The organism is Pseudarthrobacter sp. RHLT3-21, from assembly GCF_059383495.1.
This window is the reverse complement of record NZ_JBWZCI010000003.1, coordinates 89100-104766: the sequence shown is the minus strand read 5'-3', so window position 1 is coordinate 104766 and position 15667 is coordinate 89100. Positions and strand designations below refer to the sequence as shown.

Here is a 15667-nt window from a genome sequence, read left to right as displayed (position 1 = left end):
CGGGGGTTTCAGGCTGCGGTCATGAAGTAGGCGGCCGCGAGGGCCACCACGATGGAGAATCCCAGGCCCCATTCGCGAAGCCACGGGCGCCGGAGCCTGTGGGCCAGCAGGAGGCAGAGGCCCATGGCCGCCGCTGAGGCGACCATGGTGACCAGGTGCGCCGGAGACTTGACCACCTCCGAGAATGCGAGGGTGAAGAAGGCACCCAGCAGCGCCGCCGTCGGGACGATTGCCATGACCGCCGGGTTAACTTTGCGAAGTTTCGCGTCGCCCTTGCTCAGGATGGGCGTGAGGATCAGTGCGGAGAGCATCCAGGCGAGGCCGCCGATGGTCATGGCGGCGAAGGCGAGGGCAAAAATCTTCTGGGTGTACGTGGGTCCGCCGAGCTGGGCGCCCTGCGTGCCGGCGGAGATGCCCGCGGCGGCGACATCGAACGCGGCCGATCCGACCAGGCCGATGCGGGCAAGCACCGCCGGCGTGCCGAACAGCGGAAGGAGCGAAACGGCAATCAGGGCAACGGCCAGCGACGGCCCGATGGCCGCCACAGCTCCGGAGCGAACCGAGCTGTTGACCTGGGCGGGTGACAGCCCGACGGCCGGCGCCGCTTTCCGGATGGCCTTGAAGTAGATGACCGACTGCAGGATGACTACTGCGAAGACGCCCGCGGCGGCCGCCCAAAGGATCGGGTGGTGGATCAGGGGGGTTATGTCGGTGGAACTTGGATCGACAGCTGTGAAAACCACGCTTGCTCCCTCGCAAAGTGACGAACACCTCAGGTGCCCCAGTGTCGAAAAGATGGACTTTCAGGACATTTCATGCCGTTGTGTTTCATTTGTACAGCACTTAATGTCCATACGTAGATGTCAGCCGCGGCTCGGGAGCGTAAATTCACGCAGGGGCGGTTAACGAAAGAAGACCAGAGACGAGGTGTCTCTGGTCTTCTGCGTGGGTGGGCCCTGTGGGGATCGAACCCACGACCCACGGATTAAAAGTCCGATGCTCTACCAACTGAGCTAAAGGCCCCAGCTGACGGTCAAACGACCGATCAGCCCAGTCCATTTCTGGACGTAAAATACTTTACCCCACACACGGGGCGGGTTTGGCACGCAGGCGTGCGCCGCCGTCGTGCCTTCCGGATTCCGCACGGCGTCACCGGCGCTGGCAAGGTGCATCCTGACTGCGAACAACACTCGATTTCCCGCGCGGCACAGGAGTAGCGTGGGGGCATGAGCGAACAAGCAGGACCCAGTCACAACGGCGGAGCCAACCGGCATCACAAGCCCAAGCCGTTCGCCCCCATCGACTTTGAGCCGTTCGCAGGCGGCCCGGATCCTGCGCGCGTCTCCGAGGCCGCACACCTCGCCGCCCAGGCACTGGTGCGCCACGGACGCGACAGCGACGATCCCGTCATCACCGAACGCCTGGTCAAGCTGACGGACGAACAGGGCCTGGAAGCCATCGCGGAGATGTGGGCGGAAAGCCCGGCGCGCTCCCTGCCGGGCGCCCTCTGGCGGCTGTACGCCCTGCGCGCCGCCACCGTCCAGGACCCCGAACGGATCTCCGTGTACTTCCGCGCGGGCAAGGACACCGCGCAGGTCTCTCACGTGGTGGCCGGCGCCGCCGAACCGCCGGGCGCCGAGGAAATGCGGGCCATGGCTGACGCCATTCTCTCCGGAGCGTTCGACGGCGAGTTCGACGTCGCGCTGGAACGTTCCGCCGCGTTCTGCCGCGTGGTGGCGCTCGGCCAGGCGACGATCGCCGACGGTGCCGAGCACGGCAACGAGGCCCACGCGAGCAAGCTCACGCGCAACTCGCACCAGCTCGTGAAGACCGCCGAGGACCTTGAGCACGCGGCAAATGCCTGGCGGCTGGGCGAGCTGGACTGACCCACGAGTACCGTTCTGTCAATGTTGACTTGGGCCAAGCAACGTAGAACACTGAAACTGGTGTCGAGCCGCGAAACCCCCGGGCTTCAACAAATAGCCGCCTAGAGCGGCCTACCGCCGAGAGGCGTATCCGGTTCGGCACCATTTTTTATGCCTGTTTACAGGCGGCAGGCACGGGCCGGTAGAATCTACACAGCTGCTGGCCTGCGTCAAGTCACAAGTGGGCGGCCCCCGACCCCAGTACATCCCCGGAGATCGGTATCCCAACGTGAAGCTGCGCCTTTTCCCCCAGGAGCCCGCCGGGCTGACCTTGCTTTCCCAGATGGCCCAGCAAATTGTGCATGCCGGCGCCACCATGGCCGAGATCCTGGGCGTGCCCGCCACTGAGCACGCCAAGCTGGTGGACGACATGCACAACCACGAGGCCAAGTCCGCCGAACTGCACTTTGCGTTGCTCACCCACATGCGCACGAGCTTTGTGAACCCGCTCCCCCGCGAAGACATGTACGCCCTGTCCCGCTATCTCAACGAGGCCCTCGAAAAGCTGGATGGTGCCGCCGAACTTGTGTCCCTGTATCAGCTGGACCGCCTGCCGAAGCGGGCCGCAGACCAGCTCGAGATCATCAGCCGGCAGGCTGAACTCACCGTGGACGCCATGCGCCGGCTCGACAACCTCGACGACCTCGAGGACTACTGGATCGAGATCCTCAGGCTCGCCAAACGCGCGGAACGGACCCACCGGGTCTGGGTGGCGGACATGATCCGGGACATGAAGTGGGCGCAGTATTCCCGTAACCGCGACGTCGCCAACCAGCTGGTGGAAGTCACCAAGGACATGCGCCGCATCGCCACCCAGGTAGGCAGCATCATCGTCAAGGAATCCTGACGTGACAGCAGTCATTTTTGGCGTTGTGGTCCTGCTGACCGCAACGTTTGCATTCCTCAACGGCTTCAGGGACGTCTCCACGTCCGTGGCGCTGGCCGTCCGTACACGGGCGCTCACGCCCACAGTGGCCGTCCTGCTGGCCGCCTTCTTCAACTTCATCGGCGCGTTGGTCAGCGCCACCGCCGTAGTTGCCATCAGCCACACCTGGATCCACCTTCCGGATGGCGCAAGCGGTCTCAGCATCCTGGTGGCCGCCTTGGCCAGTGCCTGCGCCTGGGGAGTGCTTATGTGGTGGCGCGGCATCCCCGCGTCCTCCACGCACGCCCTGGTGGGCGGGCTGGCAGGGGCCGGACTCGCCAGCCTGGCCGTGGGCGGCGTGGGAGTAGGCGGCGTTAACCATTCCCTGCTGATCCAGGTTCTCCTGCCGCTGCTGCTCTCGCCCGCCGTCGCCTACATTGGCTCTTACCTGCTGGTTTTCCCGGTGACCTGGGCGGCGCGCTACGCCCAGCCCAGTGTCGTCAACCAGCGCTTCCGCCGCAGCCAGGCCATCGCAGCCGGTGCCGTGGCGTTCGGCCACGGCCTGCAGGACGGCCAGCGCGTGGGTGCCGTACTGCTGCTTGCCCTGCTCGCGGCGGGCTATTCCGACGGCGAGAGGATCCCCCTGTGGGTGGCGCTGGTGTCCGCCCTGATGATCACAGTCGGAACCCTATTTGGCGGCTGGCGGATCTCCCACACCATCGGATACAAGATCACCAGGGTGGACCCGTTGCGGGGCTCCGTGGCGCAGACTTTCAGTGCCGCGATGCTGTTTGTCGGGGCGATCGCGCTTCAGTGGCCCCTCTCCACCACCCACACCGTGACGGCGTCCGTGTTGGGCGCCGGCGAGAACCAGCACTTCTCAGTCACCAACCGGAAGCTAGTCATGCGGATCCTGGCGCTGTGGGTCCTCACCCCCGCGGCAGCCGCGGCCGGGGCTTTTGTCCTGGCGCTGGCGCTGTCACCGTTGGCTGCCTGAGCCTCGCAGTCTTGGCGCGCCCCGCGGCGCAGGCTTTGCGCAGCACCCTTGGCTTAAACGCCGCATCGATTGCAAGGTGCGGTGCTCGGAGCCGGTGGGTGGGCCCACAGCCGCTGGGGTCCCCGGGCGAGCTTGCGAGCCTGGGGAGCGGCTGGGGATTATCCGAAGCGGCCGGAGACGTAGTCCTCGGTGGCCTTCACAGAGGGGTTGCTGAAGATGTTCTGGGTGTTCCCGTATTCGATCAGCTTGCCCGGCTTGCCGGTGCCGGCGATGTTGAAGAACGCGGTCTTGTCCGAAACGCGGGCCGCCTGCTGCATGTTGTGGGTCACGATCACCACGGTGTACTGGTCCTTGAGGTCGTTGATGAGGTCCTCGATGGCCAGCGTGGAGATCGGGTCCAGCGCCGAGCATGGCTCGTCCATAAGGATCACCTGCGGCTCCACGGCAATGGCACGGGCGATGCAGAGGCGCTGCTGCTGGCCGCCGGACAGGCCGGACCCCGGCTTCTCCAGGCGGTCCTTGACCTCGTTCCAGAGGTTGGCGGCCTTGAGGGACCGTTCCACCAGGACGTCGGCCTCACCCTTGGAGATCTTCTTGTTGTTCAGCTTCACGCCGGCCAGCACGTTGTCGCGGATGGACATGGTGGGGAACGGGTTGGGCCGCTGGAAAACCATGCCAATCTGCGAGCGCACCGTCACCGGGTCCACGCCGGGTCCGTAGAGGTTGTCGCCGTCCAACAGGACTTCACCTTCCACGCGGGCGCCTGGCAGTACTTCGTGCATGCGGTTCAGGGTGCGCAGGAACGTGGACTTGCCACAGCCTGAGGGGCCGATGAAGGCCGTCACGGACTTGGCCTCGATAGCGATGCTGACATCCTCCACGGCCAGGAAATCGCCGTAGTACACGTTCAGGTCTTTGACGTCGATGCGCTTAGACATGATGTTCCTTCACTTGCTGGGGTACGGATTGAAGTCTAGGGTTTGGCCGCGAGGACCGGAATGGCCTGCTGAAAAATTTTCAACGGCCGGTCTTGGGGGCAAAGATCCTGGCGATCAGCCGGGCACCGAGGTTCAGGACCATCACCAGGATGATCAGCACCAGGGCTGCGCCCCAGGCCCGCTGCGAGGACGGGTCCGGGTTGGCCGGAGATGTGGGGTTCAGGATCTGGGTGTAGATGAACGTGGGCAAGGAGGCCATCCAGCCGCCGAACACGTTGTTGTTGATGCTGGTGGCGAACCCGGCGGTGACCAGGATGGGCGCAGTCTCACCGATCACGCGGGCGATCGCCAAGGTGACGCCGGACGCGATGCCGGAGATCGCCGTCGGGATCACCACCTTGAGGATGGTGCGCCACTTGCGCACACCCAGGGCGTAGGCCGCTTCGCGCAGTTCGTTGGGGACGATCTTGAGCATTTCCTCGCTGGAACGCACCACTACGGGGATCATCAGGACGGAAAGCGCGACGGCGGCGACGGCACCGGTTTTGGTGCCGGGCCCAACCACGGCGAAGAAGAAAGCTGCGGCGAACAGGCCGGCCACGATGGACGGGATGCCGGTCATGACGTCCACAAAGAACGTGATGGCGCGGGCCAGGCGGCCGTCGTTGCCGTACTCCACCAGGTAAATGGCGGTCAGCAGGCCCACGGGCACGGAGACCACGGTGGCCACCAGGGTGATCTGGACGGTGCCCACCAGGGCGTGGTAGATGCCGCCGACCACGGGGGCGCCGTCTTCGACTGCCCTGGTGTCGTAGACGCCCGTGACGCCATTCATGGAGCTGGTAAGGAAGCCCGGGGCGATAAGCCCGGGAACGCCGTTGACCAGCACCGTCCAGATCACGGAGATCAGCGGGAGCAGCGCGATCAGGAACGAGCCCACCACCAGGCAGGTGGCCAGTTTGTCCTTGGCTTTGCGGGAGCCTTCCACCACGGCGCTCCAGCCCACCAGGCCGGCGGCGAAGAGGATGGCCGAGACGATGCCCCAGCCGAAGGCGTTGAACCCGATCAGTGCCAGGATTGCGGCGCCCACGATGAGCGCGAGTACCAGGACGATATACGGCGCAAAGGCGGGCAACTGGCCCTTGGTCAGACCTGAACGCTGACTGCGCACGGGAGTGAGAGTGGAGGACATTTAGTTTGCTCCCGAGAATTCTTTATGCCGGGTGATGATCCAGCGGGCGATCATGTTGACTCCCAGTGTGATCACAAAAAGGACCAGGCCGGCAGCGATCAGCGTGCTGACCTTCAGGCCGCTGGCTTCGGGGAAGTTCAGGGCGATCTCCGCGGCGATGGTCTGGTTGCCGGACGTGATCAGGCTGGCGGTCAGGGCGCCGGAGGAGAGGACCAGGGCAACAGCCATGGTCTCGCCCAACGCACGGCCCAGGCCAAGCATGACGGCGCTGATGATGCCCGGGCGGGCAAACGGCAGGACCGACATTTTGATCATTTCCCAGCGCGTGGCGCCGAGGGCCAGTGCGGCTTCCTCGTGGAGCTTGGGCGTCTGCAGGAAGATTTCGCGGCTCAGGGACGTGATGATGGGCAGGACCATCACCGAGAGCACTATACCCGCGGTGAGGATGGTTTTGCCGGTGGCGGAGGCGGGGCCCTGGAAGATGGGCAGCCAGCCCATGTTCTCGGCCAGCCAGTTGTAGGCCGGGGAGATTTCCTTGGCGAGGAACGCTGCGCCCCAGGCGCCATAAACCACTGACGGGATGGCGGCCAGGAGGTCCACCACGTAGCCAAGCCCGGAGGCGAGTCTGCGCGGCGCGAAGTGCGAGATGAACAGGGCAACGCCGATGGCGACGGGTGTTGCAATCACCAGTGCGATGACGGCTGCAATGAGGGTGCCAATAACGATCGGCCAGATGTAGGCGAAGAAGCCTTCGCCGCCCTGGATCTCGGCGGCGGGTGCGGTGAGTGCCGGAATGGCCTGGACAACAAGGAACAGGGCCACACCAAACAGGACGGCGAGGATGAGGCACCCGGCGGCCAACGCGGCGCCGGAAAAGATCTTATCCCCGGCGCGGCCTGCGCCCTGGGAACTGCTCAGGGGGGTGGCGGTCATTCCAGACCCTTCGGTTGTGGTGGTGCACAAAAGCTAGCTTACAAAGCCAAGTCCCCGCCCCGCCTTTCGGCGTGGCGGGGAACTTGGTTCAGGGACAGGTACTAGGACTTGACCTTGATGGATTCGATGGCCTTGACGGCCTTCTCGGCGAGAGCCGAGGAGAGCGGTGCGGACTTCGCGGAGTCAGCAGCTGCCTTCTGGCCTGCGTCTGAGACTACGTAGCTTTCGAAGGCCTTGACCAGATCAACGGTTTGCTGCTTGTCGTAAGTGGTGCAGACAACGTGGTAGGAAACCAGGACGATCGGGTAGACACCCTTAGCGGTGGTCTTACGGTCCAGCTTGATGGCGACGTCGGTGGCGGAGCGGCCTTCGACGGGCTTGCCGGCTTCAACAGCCTTGGCAGCGGCGTCGGCGGAGATCTTGACGAACTCCTCGCCAACCTTGATGGAGGCGGTGCCCAGCTTGCCGCCCACAGCGGAGTCATCCGCGTAGGTCACGGCGCCCGGGGTGTCCGTAACGGTCTTTACGACGCCGGAGGTTCCCTTGGCGTTCTCGCCCTGGAGGGCTGCGGGCCAGATGCCGGCAGCCTTGTCGGTCCAGACATCGGCAGCAGCCGCGGCCAGGTACTCGGTGAAGTTGGTGGTGGTACCGGAATCGTCAGAGCGGTTCACCGGGGTGACCTTCAGGTCCGGCAAGGTGACGCCCGGGTTCAGGGCGGCGATGGCGGGGTCGTTCCAGTTGGCGACCTGGCCGCGGAAGATCTTGGCCACGGTGGCGGCGTCAAGCTTCAGCTCGGTGATGCCGGGGACGTTGAACGCCACCGCGATCGGGGAGATGTAGACCGGGATGTTGATGGCGCCGTCGGGGCCGCACTGGGTCTTGGAGCTGGCCAGCTCTTCATCCTTGAGGTACGCGTCGGAGCCGGCGAACTGGGCCGATCCATCGATGATTGCCTTGCGGCCTGCGCCGGAACCGTCCGGGGAGTACTGCACGGTGGCGCCGGAGTTGGCGGTTGCGAAGCCGGCCTTCCAGGCGTCCATGGCTGCGCCGGTGGAGGATGCTCCGATGCCGGTCAGCGTGCCGGTGACCTTGGGGCCGGCAGAAGTCTGGTTGCCTGCAGGCGTATTGCCCGTGGCGTTGTCTGAACCGCACGCGGTGAGCGCGAGTGCGCCGGCGGCGATTACAGCGATAGCCGCGTGGCGGCCGAAACGGAGTGCCTTCACTAGATGTACCCCTTCCAGGGATATTCAGTAGCGGGCAGGGCCGGAGAAGCCCTGCAGCGCGATGCGTACGTTTTGTACCTTTAATGAAGGTATGGGCCGCAGGTAACGGGATGGGCGGCCACAGGTGAACAGAAGATTAACGACGGCGGCATATTGGCTTACAACTGCAGCGTCACCATTGCGCACGTCACACTTTCGGTCTTAGGTGCGCGGGCGGCAAATAGACTGGAGGGCATGGCCGCAGCAGCAGGACTCTCAGCAAGCAGGCGTTTCCTGCGCGGACGCATCCGCACCGGCCTGGTCCGGAGCCGGAACTCACTTGTCCCCGCCGTCCAGATGACCGCATGCGCGGTGGGGGCATACGCCTTCGCCGAATACGTCCTGGGGCACTCCGGGCCCCTCTTTGCCGCCACATCGTCACTGATCGCCCTGGGCTTCTCGCGCGACCCGCGGCTGCGCAGGGTGATGGAAGTGGGCCTCGGCTGCACCATCGGGATCGCCGTCGGTGATCTGCTGCTGCACTGGCTTGGCAGCGGAATCTGGCAGGCCGCCGTCGTTCTTCTGTTCTCCATCCTGCTGGCCCGCTTCCTGGACAGCGGCAACATCTTCACCACGCAGCTGGGGCTGCAATCCTTGCTCGTGGTGCTGCTGCCGGCGCCCGATGGCGGGCCGTTCACCCGCAGCATTGACGCCGTGGTGGGTGGCCTTTTCGCCCTCCTGGTGACGGTCCTGATTCCCAAGGATCCACGCCGGGAGCCCCGCAAGGATGTCCGCAAATTGCTGCACGAGCTTGCCGAGGTGCTGCGGGAATGTGCCACCGCCCTGAGCAACAGCGACTCCACGCAGGCCTGGCATGCGCTGATCCGAGGCCGGAACTGCCAGCCGCTGGTGGACGCGATGCGCCATTCCCTGCGCGCTTCCGGCGAGGTGGCCATGCTCGCGCCGGCCCACCGCCGGCACCGCGACGAGCTGGACCGGCTTGAGAGTTCCCTTGACTTCATCGACCTGGCGCTCAGGAACAGCCGCGTCTTTGCGCGCCGGCTGACCAGCGCCATCAACCACGCCGCGCTGTCAGACAACGCCACCGAGAACATTGCCGACGTGCTCCAGGAAACCGCGGCCGCGATTGATGAACTGTCGCTCGGCCTGGCGGAGATTCATGACGGCGTGCGCCGCGCCCATCTGCGCACGGCTCGGCAGGATTTCAGCGAGATCGCGCTGCGGCTGCACCCCAAGCTGCTGGAGGTCGAGCGGCTTGAGGGTGAGACGGTGGTAATGCTGTTCCGGCCGCTCATGGTGGACCTCCTGGAGGCCACCGGCATGGATGCGCGCGAGGCCCGGGACGTGCTGCCTGCGTTGTAGCATTCGCCCAGATGGCACTTCGCGCCAGTCCCGATGCCTGACATCGGCATGTGCTGTCATCTCGCGGGGTCAGAGCCCGTCCTTGTAGTTCCAGTGTTCCTGCCAGCGCCAATCGATCGGCTCGCTAAGCCGCTGGTAACGGATGTCAGTGGACAGGCGCATGGTTCCGTCGCGCTCCACGTTATCGAGTGCCGCATGGACGATGTGCGCTGAGTGGACCACGACGTCACCAACCTCATAGTCGGTCACGAGCCACCGCGCATCGCGTTCTTCGGCCAAGCCGGGTAGGTCAGCAGTGATTGACGCCGCGGGCTTCTTGAGCGTTCCTGCGCGTTCCCCGGCCATCACCCAGTGGTGGCTGCCCTCCAAATAGGTCAACCCCCCGCGCTGCCTGGGACAGTCCCCCAACGGAATCCACATGGACAGGACACGATCGCTGCCCTGCCGCAGGTAAACGAGATCATAGTGTGCCTGCGTGGCGGTTCCGATGCCGGCCTCCCCTGGCTTCGTGGGCCGAATAATCTTGCGCCGGTGCAGGTGGACATCGTCCTCCAAGAACCAGGCAAACCAATCAGCAATCTCTTTAGCGGTGCAGAGAGCCTGGTACTCCGGTCCCGGAACCACGACGTCGAAAAGTCCCCGCCGGAGCCTCAACCATAGGGCCTCACGATCGTGGCGCTCGGAAGGCGGCACGGGTTCCAAGTCACCCCACCGGGCCGCAGATTCGTCCAAAACATATCCATTCGACGTCAACATGCTCCCCAGATTGGCATCCCCGGACAACGAAGTGAATGGATTCTCATGCACCCCTGCTTGGACTTTTCTTCGGCTTTCTGTCCGGCTTGCGCTAAGACTCAGTCGGGAGCAGCATGGGTGGTCATGGACAATTGGTCAAGCTACCGGCTCCCGTCGCCGCGCCTGCGGGACATGGGCCTTGCGTGCCTGGGTGCCGGCGAACAAAGTGGCCAGTTGCCGTCGTTCTCCGGCAGAACATTGAGCACTCATGGCATGGTGATCGTGTCCGAAGGATCGGGCACTTTTCGTGTCAGGGGAAAGGTCTTTGAGGTCAACGCCCCGTCTGTCATCTGGCTGTTCCCCGGGGTGAGCCATGGGTACGGGCCGGGCCCAAGGGGCTGGAAGGAACACTGGATTCTCTTTACCGGGCCCACCGCCAGGGCTTTTGAAGAAATGGGATGCTTCGCCCGAGAGCACCCCGTGGTGCAATTCGACACTGCGTCCTGGCCGGAGCTGCGGGCCACGCTTGGACTTTTCCCAGCCCTTAGGGCTGCGCTGTCCGGCACTGGAACCCGCGGCGAGGTGGAGGCTTCTGTGCTCACTCAAAGAGTCCTGGTGGACAGCCGGGAGCACCACCGGAAGAACCCGGACGAACCCAACGCACCTCACGAACGCCTCTTGGCGGTGCTACGCGACAGCGCCTATGAACCGCTGCGCCTTTCTGACCTCGCCGCAACATTGAAGGTCTCGGACGCCGAATTGCGGCGCTGCATTCAGGCTGCCACTGGCCTTGGGCCGAAGGAGTTCGTCCTTCAGCTCCGGCTTTCGCAAGCTCAATCGCTGCTGGCGGATACGGACCTGCCAGTCCAACGCATCTCTACGCTGACCGGCTACGGCGATCCCGCGTACTTCAGCCGCCTCTTCGCCAGGAAGACGGGGTACTCGCCCAGCAGATTCCGCCAAGAGCACCGCCGGGAATGAACCCGCCGAGATGGCATTTCAATAGTCCCGAGGCCTGACATTGGTGCGTGCTGCCCCCTCGCGGGCCAATACTGTCGGTCCCCGCGACTAACCTTGAACCCATGGCAACAAAGACTTCCCGGGCGTCCAAAGCGCCGGCTTACAAGTGCGCCGAATGCGGCTGGACCACGGTCAAGTGGGTGGGGCGCTGCGGCGAGTGCCAGGCGTGGGGCACGGTTGAGGAAACCGGCGCCGCTGTAGCGCGTACGACGGCGGCAACCACAGTTCTGGAGCCGGCCCGCCGGATTGCCGAGGTGGATGCCACCACGGCGGCTTTCCTGCCTACCGGCGTGGACGAGCTGGACCGCGTGCTGGGCGGCGGACTGGTCCCGGGCGCGGTCATCCTGCTGGCCGGAGAACCCGGCGTGGGCAAGTCCACCCTCCTGCTGGACGTCGCGGCAAAATTCGCCCGCACCGCCCAGGATGTCCTGTATGTCACGGGCGAGGAGTCCGCCGCGCAGGTGAAGCTGCGCGCCGAACGGATCGACGCCGTCGCGGATTCCCTGTATCTGTCCGCCGAAACGGATCTGGGGCAGGCACTGGGGCAGGTGGAGAAGATCGAGCCGCGGCTGCTGATTGTGGACTCGGTCCAGACCCTCAGCAGCGCTGACGTGGACGGCAGCGCCGGCGGCGTCTCGCAGGTGCGTGAGGTTGCGGCGTCCATCATCGCGGCGGCCAAGCGCCGCAACATGACCACTTTGCTGGTGGGGCACGTGACGAAGGACGGGTCCATCGCGGGGCCGCGGCTGCTCGAACACCTGGTGGATGTGGTGTGCCAGTTCGAAGGCGAGCGGCATTCCCGGCTCCGGATGCTGCGCGCCGTGAAGAACCGGTACGGGCCCACGGACGACGTCGGCTGTTTTGACCTGAACGAGAACGGCATCGAAGGGCTCACGGACCCCAGCGGGCTGTTCGTCAGCCGCACCAAGGAGCCCGTCTCCGGCACGTGCATCACCGTGACCATGGAAGGGCGGCGGCCGTTGCTGGCCGAAGTGCAGTCACTGCTCGCCGAAAGCGCCAACTCCCAGCCGCGCCGCGCCACCAGTGGACTGGACAGCTCACGGGTGTCCATGCTCCTGGCGGTGCTGCAGCAGCGTGCCGGCTGCCTCCTGCACAAGGACGATTCCTACGTGGCCACGGTGGGCGGCGTGAAGCTTAGCGAACCCGCAACGGACCTCGCTATTGCCTTGGCCGTCGCGTCCGCGAAGGCCCGCAAACCCCTGCCCATCCGGCTAATCGCGTTCGGCGAAGTGGGCCTGGCCGGCGAGGTCCGGCCCGTGCCCGGCATCAACCAGCGCATCCAGGAAGCACACCGGCTGGGGTTCACGCACGCCGTGGTCCCGGCCAGCCACAACGGGCCGGGACCCGTGCCGGCAGGCTTCTCGGTCCGAGAAGTGGAGCACCTTACGGAAGCGTTGAGCCTGCTGATCGGGTAGGACCCGTTGCCGGCCGGGGCGATGTCAGCTGGCCGTGATCACCAGGGCAACGCTGTGTCCGCCGAAGCCAAAAGCGTTCACCAGGCCGGCGGGGGCGGAGCCGGGCGCCAGCGTGTGGGCTTTTTCCGTGACGATGTTCAGGCTCACCTCGGGGTCCAGCGCCTCGACGTTCGCCGTCCCGGGGAGCTGTCCGGTTTGCAAGGCCTGGACCACCACGACGGCAGCGAGCGCGCCGGCGCCGCCCAACAGGTGGCCGGTGTGGCCTTTGGTGGAGGTCACGGGCACGTCGGCACCGAAAATGGCGTTGATGGCCTGGGCTTCCAGCCGGTCCCCTACCGGGGTGGAGGTGGCGTGGGCGTGGACGAAGCCGATCTCCGAAGCCTGCATTCCGGCCGAGGCCAGGGCCTTCTGCATGACCCGCCGCTGCATGGCCGGGTCGGCGGCGACGATGTCGTTGGCATCGGAGGTGACCGCCCCGCCGGCCACTGCGCCGAGGACGGCGGCGCCGCGCGCCCGGGCGTGGGCCTCACTCTCAAGCACCACAATGCCGGCGCCTTCCGCGAGGACAAAGCCGTCGCGGCCGCCGTCGAACGGGCGCGAGGCGCGCTGCGGTTCGCCGTTGCGAGTGGAGAGTGCCCGGATCTGGGAAAACCCGGTGATGACCAGGTCGAGCACAGAAGCGTCCACGCCGCCGGCGATTACGACGTCGGCCGCTCCGGAGCGGATCATTTCGGCACCTTGGACAATTGCTTCCGCGCCGGACGCGCAGGCGCTGACCGGGGTCCGGGCTCCGCCGCGGGCGCCGAGGTCAATGGAGACCCAGGCCGCGGGGCCGTTGACCATAAGGCGGGTGAGGGTGTGCGGCGAGACCCGGCGCGGGCCGCCGCTGGCGAGCGCACGGTCCTGTTCGAGGGTGGAGCCGAGGCCGCCATAGGCGGAGCCGATCACGACGGCGAACCGTTCGGGGTCGACGTCGGGCGCCCCCGCGTGCTGCCAGGCTTCGCGGGCAGCCACCAGCGCCAGTTGCCCGCACCGGTCCATCCGCTTCAGCTCGCGCGTGGTGAGGTGCACCGAAAGATCCGCGGTGACCTGTCCGGCGATGCGCACGGGCAGCTGCTCCGCCCAGTCCTGATCCAGCGCTGCGATGCCGGACTGTCCCGCCAGCAGGCCGGTCCAGGTCTCCGCCACCGTGGATCCGAGCGGGTTGATAGTGCCGACGCCTGTGATCAGCGCGCGGGGGTGGTCTGCAGACATGGGACGCTACTTTGCGGGGTTGTGGGTGCCGATAGGCACGAGGGTCAGATCGGGGTGGTTCTTCTCGATCCGGCGCAGGGCCCAGACGTCGTTGAACAAGGCGAGGTATTCGCCGTCGGACCGCAACAGCACCTCAGCGCCGGGCACGTTGGCCAGCGCTGGCATGGCGTCCGCCGTCGAAATCCTGGCCATGGAGTACGGCAGGCGTTCCAGCCGCATGGGCGCGCTGAAGTCATGCGCCATGCGGTCCTCCACCACTTCGAACTGCATGGGGCCGACGGCGGCAAGCACCGGCGCCTGGTCGCCGCGGACGTCGGAGCGGAGCACCTGGATGACGCCCTCGTGCTCGAGCTGCTCGATGCCGCGGCGGAACTGCTTGAACTTGCTGGGGTCCTTTGACCGGGCCACTTGGAAGTGTTCCGGGGCGAACAGCGGGATGGCCGGGTATTCCACCGGGCCTTCGAGGAAGAGGCTGTCGCCGACGCGCAGCGTGGAGGCGTTCACCAGGCCCACCACATCGCCGGGGTACGCCTCATCGATGACCTCGCGTTCGCGGCCGAAGACCTGCTGGGCGTACTTGGTGGCGAAGGACTTTCCGGTGCGGGTCTGGGTGACCACCATGCCGCGTTCAAAGACCCCGGAACAGACGCGAATGAAGGCGACGTGGTCGCGGTGGGCTTTGTTCATGCCGGCCTGGACCTTGAAGACAAAGCCGGAGAAGGACGACTCAACGGGGCGCGGGCTGCCCTCAACGTCGGGGCGCGGTGCGGCGTGCGGTGCGAAGTCGACCAGCGCGTCCAGCAGTTCCTTCACGCCGAAGTTCAGGGCGGCGGAGCTGAACAGGATGGGGGTGGCGGTGCCTGCATGGAAGGCTTCGACGTCGAATTCGAGGTTGGACTCGATGACCAGGCCGGCCTCGTCGACGGCGTCGGTCCAGTTGCTGCCCTGCGTCTCCGCGGCCTCTTCAGGTGTGAAGTACTCGGTCAGCGCGATGTTGGCGCCGGAATTGTTGCGCTGGAAGCGGGCGAAGCGGTCCTGGCGGAGGTCCCAGACACCGCGGAAGTCGCCGGAGATGCCCACGGCCCAGGTCAGCGGCATGGGCTGCAGGCCGGTGCGCTCCGTGAGCTCGTCCATCAGCGCCAGCGCGTCCAGGCCGGGCCGGTCCCACTTGTTGATCACGGTGATGATGGGCAGGTTGCGCTGCTTGCAGACCTCAAAAAGCTTCATGGTCTGCGTTTCCAGGCCCTTGGCGGCGTCCACGAGCATCACTGCGCAGTCGACGGCGGCCAGGACCCGGTAGGTGTCCTCGGAGAAGTCCGCGTGGCCGGGGGTGTCCAGCAGGTTGATGACGGTGTCCCGGTAGGAGAACTGCAGGGCGGCGGAGCTGATGGAGATGCCGCGGTCCTTCTCCATCTGCATCCAGTCCGAGACCGTTTCCTTGCGGTTGGCCTTGCCGCTGGAGGCGCCGGCGGTCCCGATCACCTTCGCGTGCAGGGCCAAGGCCTCGGTGAGGGTGGACTTGCCGGCGTCGGGGTGCGAAATGACAGCAAAGGTCCGACGCCGGGCCGCCTGTTTGTGAATCTCGTTGACCCGGGCGGGGCTAAGGACATCTTGGGACACGGTGCTACTTTCGCTGCGATGGGGTTACCCCAAGGCGCTCGGCAGGCCTCAAGGGGAAGCATGGCTCTGGGACAGCCAAGTTCCAAGTTTATCGCAGCGCGGGAAGCAGCCGCTCTGGATCACCTCCCTGCCACCTGGACGGTGCGCGAAACGCCTCCCGGACAGCC

General features: G+C 65.8%; 14 protein-coding genes and 1 tRNA gene. 6 read left to right on the top strand and 9 right to left on the bottom strand.

The genetic code is table 11. From position 1 onward, the window contains the following. Positions 1 to 8: 8 nt before the first annotated feature. Together AC50YA_RS04670 and AC50YA_RS04665 are read right to left on the bottom strand one after the other, a co-directional pair. The gene (locus AC50YA_RS04670; RefSeq protein WP_494981191.1) at positions 9 to 743 is read right to left on the bottom strand and encodes a DUF5058 family protein; all 735 of its coding nucleotides are present in this window, start codon (positions 741 to 743) and stop codon (positions 9 to 11) included. Positions 744 to 950: 207 nt separating this feature from the next. Further along, positions 951 to 1023: transfer RNA gene (locus AC50YA_RS04665), tRNA-Lys, on the bottom strand. A 203-nt stretch (positions 1024 to 1226) separates the two neighbouring features. Between AC50YA_RS04665 and AC50YA_RS04660 the strand changes: the two genes are divergently transcribed. From AC50YA_RS04660 to AC50YA_RS04650, 3 genes are all read left to right on the top strand, one after another. Continuing rightward, entirely contained in the window at positions 1227 to 1886 is a 660-nt protein-coding gene (locus AC50YA_RS04660) for a hypothetical protein (RefSeq protein ID WP_494981190.1), read from the top strand. Positions 1887 to 2154: 268 nt separating this feature from the next. Next, entirely contained in the window at positions 2155 to 2772 is a 618-nt protein-coding gene (locus AC50YA_RS04655) for a DUF47 domain-containing protein (RefSeq protein ID WP_494981189.1), read from the top strand. A 1-nt stretch (position 2773) separates the two neighbouring features. Beyond that, positions 2774 to 3787: an inorganic phosphate transporter gene (locus AC50YA_RS04650; protein WP_494981188.1), complete on the top strand. Its 1014-nt coding sequence runs from the start codon at positions 2774 to 2776 to the stop codon at positions 3785 to 3787. Positions 3788 to 3945: 158 nt separating this feature from the next. Here the strand turns inward: AC50YA_RS04650 and pstB are convergent, their stop codons facing one another. From pstB to pstS, 4 genes are all read right to left on the bottom strand, one after another. Then, positions 3946 to 4725, bottom strand: a complete 780-nt coding sequence (gene pstB / locus AC50YA_RS04645) for a phosphate ABC transporter ATP-binding protein PstB (RefSeq protein WP_494981187.1) — start codon at positions 4723 to 4725, stop codon at positions 3946 to 3948. Positions 4726 to 4804: 79 nt separating this feature from the next. Further along, positions 4805 to 5917, bottom strand: a complete 1113-nt coding sequence (gene pstA, locus AC50YA_RS04640) for a phosphate ABC transporter permease PstA (RefSeq protein ID WP_494981186.1) — start codon at positions 5915 to 5917, stop codon at positions 4805 to 4807. Further along, positions 5918 to 6850, bottom strand: a complete 933-nt coding sequence (gene pstC, locus AC50YA_RS04635) for a phosphate ABC transporter permease subunit PstC (protein WP_494981185.1) — start codon at positions 6848 to 6850, stop codon at positions 5918 to 5920. Between the two features lie 101 nt (positions 6851 to 6951). Next, entirely contained in the window at positions 6952 to 8073 is a 1122-nt protein-coding gene (pstS, locus tag AC50YA_RS04630) for a phosphate ABC transporter substrate-binding protein PstS (protein ID WP_494981184.1), read from the bottom strand. 234 nt (positions 8074 to 8307) lie between these two features. Between pstS and AC50YA_RS04625 the strand changes: the two genes are divergently transcribed. Then, entirely contained in the window at positions 8308 to 9435 is a 1128-nt protein-coding gene (locus tag AC50YA_RS04625) for an FUSC family protein (RefSeq protein WP_494981183.1), read from the top strand. A gap of 69 nt (positions 9436 to 9504) precedes the next feature. Here the strand turns inward: AC50YA_RS04625 and AC50YA_RS04620 are convergent, their stop codons facing one another. Beyond that, on the bottom strand, positions 9505 to 10191 hold the full coding sequence (locus AC50YA_RS04620) for a phytanoyl-CoA dioxygenase family protein (RefSeq protein ID WP_494981182.1): 687 nt from the start codon (positions 10189 to 10191) through the stop codon (positions 9505 to 9507). Positions 10192 to 10314: 123 nt separating this feature from the next. On the opposite strand from AC50YA_RS04620, the gene AC50YA_RS04615 reads away from it, so the two are divergent. Both AC50YA_RS04615 and radA read left to right on the top strand, forming a co-directional pair. Continuing rightward, positions 10315 to 11151 (top strand): AraC family transcriptional regulator, encoded by an 837-nt coding sequence (locus AC50YA_RS04615; RefSeq protein WP_494981181.1) that lies wholly within the window; start codon positions 10315 to 10317, stop codon positions 11149 to 11151. Between the two features lie 101 nt (positions 11152 to 11252). Then, the gene (gene radA / locus AC50YA_RS04610; RefSeq protein WP_160676896.1) at positions 11253 to 12626 is read left to right on the top strand and encodes a DNA repair protein RadA; all 1374 of its coding nucleotides are present in this window, start codon (positions 11253 to 11255) and stop codon (positions 12624 to 12626) included. 24 nt (positions 12627 to 12650) lie between these two features. On the opposite strand, the gene AC50YA_RS04605 is transcribed toward radA, so the two are convergent. Together AC50YA_RS04605 and AC50YA_RS04600 are read right to left on the bottom strand one after the other, a co-directional pair. Continuing rightward, on the bottom strand, positions 12651 to 13880 hold the full coding sequence (locus AC50YA_RS04605) for a beta-ketoacyl-[acyl-carrier-protein] synthase family protein (protein WP_494981180.1): 1230 nt from the start codon (positions 13878 to 13880) through the stop codon (positions 12651 to 12653). Positions 13881 to 13886: 6 nt separating this feature from the next. Next, positions 13887 to 15500: a peptide chain release factor 3 gene (locus AC50YA_RS04600; RefSeq protein ID WP_494981179.1), complete on the bottom strand. Its 1614-nt coding sequence runs from the start codon at positions 15498 to 15500 to the stop codon at positions 13887 to 13889. Positions 15501 to 15667 lie beyond the last annotated feature (167 nt).